This window comes from Halobacillus sp. BBL2006 (genome assembly GCF_000786645.1).
Lineage (GTDB): Bacteria > Bacillota > Bacilli > Bacillales > Halobacillaceae > Halobacillus.
Map to the genome: position 1 here is coordinate 1 of NZ_JRNX01000514.1, position 4,347 is coordinate 4,347.

Annotated in this window: 4 protein-coding genes; all 4 read right to left on the reverse strand. The window is 41.5% G+C overall.

Going from position 1 to position 4,347, the window contains the following annotated elements; all coding sequences use genetic code 11:
- Window positions 1–504: glucosamine-6-phosphate deaminase (locus LD39_RS15020; protein ID WP_035548909.1), on the reverse strand; the 504-nt coding region annotated here is incomplete at its 3' end.
- A gap of 59 nt (window positions 505–563) precedes the next feature.
- Complete coding sequence (locus LD39_RS15025) at window positions 564–1,967, reverse strand: PTS transporter subunit EIIC (RefSeq protein WP_035548913.1); 1,404 nt, start codon at window positions 1,965–1,967, stop codon at window positions 564–566.
- A gap of 26 nt (window positions 1,968–1,993) precedes the next feature.
- On the reverse strand, window positions 1,994–2,719 hold the full coding sequence (gene chbG / locus LD39_RS15030; protein WP_035548916.1) for a chitin disaccharide deacetylase: 726 nt from the start codon (window positions 2,717–2,719) through the stop codon (window positions 1,994–1,996).
- A 55-nt stretch (window positions 2,720–2,774) separates the two neighbouring features.
- Entirely contained in the window at window positions 2,775–4,100 is a 1,326-nt protein-coding gene (locus LD39_RS15035) for a 6-phospho-alpha-glucosidase (protein ID WP_035548919.1), read from the reverse strand.
- Window positions 4,101–4,347 lie beyond the last annotated feature (247 nt).

The window sequence follows — 4,347 nt, forward strand, 5'->3', positions numbered from 1 at the left end:
AAATCTTGCGTTGGCTTTCTTTGTTGACGTAGTAAGATCTACAATATGTGTGGTACTGGAAAAGGGAGTACCGGGTTCATTGAAGCCGATGTGCCCATTTTCTCCAATACCTAACAACTGTAAATCTGGTGGTCCGACTTCTTCAATCAAATGCTCATACTCTTTGCACTCAACGGCTAGTTGACGAGTATTTCCTTTAGGTAGATGGATCTGGTCAGGATTAATATTAATGTGGTTAAACAAATGGGTATGCATGTAAGTGTGGTAACTCTGAGGGTGTTCAGGGTCTAGCCCGACATATTCATCAAGGTTAAAGGTAGTGACTTGATGATAATCGGTATTTCCATTCTCATACCCTTTAACTAATTCCTTATATGTCCCCAAAGGAGTTCCGCCAGTAGCAAGTCCCAATACGGACGCTGGTTTTCTTTTGACCTGCGACTCTATTCTCGTAGCAGCAAATTGGCTTAATTCACCGTAGTCTTTTACCTTAATGACCTCCATTATATTCCCTCCTTATTAAAGAACCACCCCACCTTTATTCAAGTGGGGTGGTTTTAAAGTCATGATTCATTTAAGAACTTATCCAATTCGTTTTTCACTGTGGTCGCCTCTGACCCTATAATAATTTGAACGTTTTGATCATCAACTATGACAACGCCGTGGGCGCCTGTTTGTTTAATCTTGTCTTTGTTGACTAGGTTCGTGTCTTTAAGCTCAAGGCGGAGACGAGTCATGCAGTTGTCGTTTGAGATGACGTTTTCTTTTCCACCAATGTTTTGAAGGATCTTTTTCGCCATGTATTCATGGTTGGAGTGAGTAAGTTCTAAATCTTTTTCTGCTTCACTCGATTCTTCTTCAAAATCCATTTCCTCTTCCCGTCCGATTACTGGGATATCTTTCTTCACAATAATGGTATAGAAAGTGAAATAGTAGAGAGCAAAGAAGGCTAACCCTACAGGAATGATCAACAGCCCGTTATCAGAGAGGTTCAGGTTAACAATATAATCAATCGCCCCGGCTCCCCATGAGAACCCGTGTCGGATATGCAGCATGTAAAGCACGGCGCCAGCTAATCCTGTGTAGACAGAGTGAATGAAATATAACAATGGAGAGGTGAAAAGGAACGTGAATTCAATCGGTTCCGTAATTCCAGTTACAAACGAAGTCGCGGCACCAGAAGACATCAAGGTTTTCGTTTCTTGCTTACGGTACTTTGCGGCTTTTGTAATAGCTAATGCAATGGCTGGAATACCGAACATCATCGTGATGAAGAATCCACCAATAAAGAATCCGGCAGTAGGATCACCGTTTAAAAAACGTGTGATTTCCCCATTGACGACTTCCCCTGAAGCCGTTTCATATTCTCCTAGACCGAAGTAAGCATACGTATTAATGACATGGTGCAACCCGAACGGCAATAGAAAACGGTTCATAAATCCAAAGATGAATACACCTAGGGCCCCAAGTCCCATTAACGTCTTACTGAAGGCATCAATCCCCATTTGTGCATAGGGCCATACGATTGACATCACTCCTGCTACGGGAATCATGGTGAAAATGATCATCGTAATCGGGAATTTTTCCCCACTGAAGAAAGCAAACATACTAGGAAGTTTCGTATTTTTAAACTTGTTATAGATAAAGGCAGCGATTAATCCGGCCATTACCCCGCCAAACACGCTCATGTTCAGCTCTGGGTCCATAATCTTTAGCCCTTCTTTGAGGACAATGATGGCCAGGAAACCGGTGAGTGCGGGTATCCCTTTGTCTTTCGTTTTGGCAAGTCCCATCGCAATACCGATGGCAATCAACGCATCCATCTGGATCAGAATAACCCCTGCAGCCTGGAAGAGAGGGATATCCAACAAGTCTTCTGCGGTCAGACGGAACAACAAACCCGCAATCGGTAAAGCAACAATCGGAATAAGCAGTGACTTACCTAGCTTTTGCAAAAAGTTCTTCATGATTGGTTTCTCCCCTTTAGTTTGAATTAAATATCCTTAAACGTAGACAATTGAATATCTGAACGTGCATCGATCAGTTCGATGATCCTTGGATGAGTCAAAAATTCCACTTCATCGATACGAGGGTAGGTGAACGAGGATGTGTCCATCAGCTTTTTATCTAGATAGGCTGGGTGACTCATGACTTCAACGGTTTGATTGGATTCAAACAGCTCGTTTAAAGATTGATCATCTTTTAAAGCGGTTTCAATTAAATATGAAAACGAATCGGTTGTCTTTATGTCCTCAGTGATGTCCATATTATTGCGGACAGGTAAGTTGTATTCTTTTGCCAGCTTAAGAAAAACTTCAGGAATGTCGCCGAAGGAATTGATGTGGTGATGACTGTCTAAGTGTGTCGGCTCTAAACCGAACGATAAGAATTTCTCGATTTGTGCTTTCCATTCATCATAAACTTCCTCATAATCAATCGTGAAAGCCCCTTTATAGAAGCCTAGTTTACGGAAATCTCCATTCGCATCTACGATCGTTTTGTGTGTATCCAGTAACGGCCTATCACATGTAAGGACAAGGTGAACGCCAACCCCAAGATCAGGGTTTTGGTTGGCTAACTCTACCGCATGCTCTGCACCTGGCATGTTTGTCATAAATGTCGTAGATGTCAATACACCTTGTTGATGACTGTCTATGATTCCATAATTTACTCCTCTGGAATAACCGAAGTCATCAGCGTTTATGATTAATTTCTTCATTTGTTTTCCCACCTTGTTTGATTCCCTGCTGCCTGGTGGGGCAGCAGGGGAATTGTTAGTTTAGTTCTGGCCAGTATGAAGCATTAGCTTCCATCATATCTTCAAGAATTGCTTTCGCTTTATCTGGACTGATTACAGTTCGATTCAACGTCAACGCCTGGACCAGTTTTTGATAACTGTTTTCAAAATACGCTTCTGTAACGAGTTTTTCATAAGCGTACTGGCCTTCAATAAGCCCTTTGTAGAAGGTAGGGATCTCTCCAATTGCAAAAGGTTTTGGTCCGTTTGCAGTAAGAAGAGCAGGGACTTCTACCATTGCATCCTCAGGAAGGTTGGAGATAATGCCGTTATTTTCCGTAATTACGATGAATCGTTCATTCAAGTTGTAGGCAAGGGAGGCTGCGGCTTTGACCATAAATACTCCGTGAATATCTACGTGTAAATCCGCATCCTTAGCTGTCCCTTTCTCAATGATTCCATCACACAAGGAGTGAACACGATTTTGGCGGCCTTCGATGACTTGCCGTGCTCTCGTGCGCTCAGGGTCCTCTTTTTCAACCATTTGATCGGGATACAAGTAATACTGTAAATACGTATTAGGAAGGTATTCAGGGAAGTCCATAAGCATTTGGCGGGCCTGTTCAAACGTTTTCTGCCAGGAGACATCATTCGCAATTTCTGTGTCCTCTGGGGTGAACCCCTCATCAATAATCCGTGATTTTAATCGTTCAGTATGGTCGTTACCTGATTTATCATAGATTTTGGTAAACCAGCCAAAATGATTCAGCCCAAAGTATTCAGGGACGATTTCCCAGACGTCAATGTTTAGCATTTTCGCATAGCTGATCATGATGGCGATGGGCATATCACAAATATTAAGAAGGCGATGATCGTCAGGAAATTCCTGTTTAAGGGCAACCGCAACAATTGCTGCTGGATTCGTGTAATTTAAAATCCATGCATGTGGTGCGTATGTTCGAATATCGTTAACGAGCTCAATCATATCCTTAATGGACCTGAGACCGTAGGCCATGCCTCCTGGACCGCATGTTTCTTGTCCGACCACGCCATGTTTTAGAGAGATTTGTTCATCTTTTTCTCGCATCGGGAGACCGCCTGTCCGAATCTGGACAAAAACAAAATCTGCATCCTTGAAAGCGATTTCTTTATTGGTCGTATAAGAGAAAGACTCTAATTCAGGGTAGCGCTCCTTAAATAGGATTTCTGTTGCTTTCGCATTCCGTTCTTGACGTTGTTCATCAATGTCATAAAAGACCACTTCTTTTAAAGGGAAGTTTTCTTTTTCTTCAATCAAACTCATCATCATACCCATTGTGTAAGTGCTTCCACTTCCGGCTATGACTAGTCTCTGTTTATGCATCAGGATACCCCTTCCTCTGTCGGTTTAACTAATCTAATACTAATATAATACATATTTAAGACTAAATCAAGCTATACTTGTATTAATTATGTATTAGAAATTGTTGCCATGAATGGAATAGGTGAAAAATTCAAGTAATTGCTTTATATTGGTATTAGGATTTAATACAACTATAATGAGAAGTTGGTGAGGATATGGATACAAATACTCCTTTATATAAACAAGTGGCCAATAAAATAAAAAAACA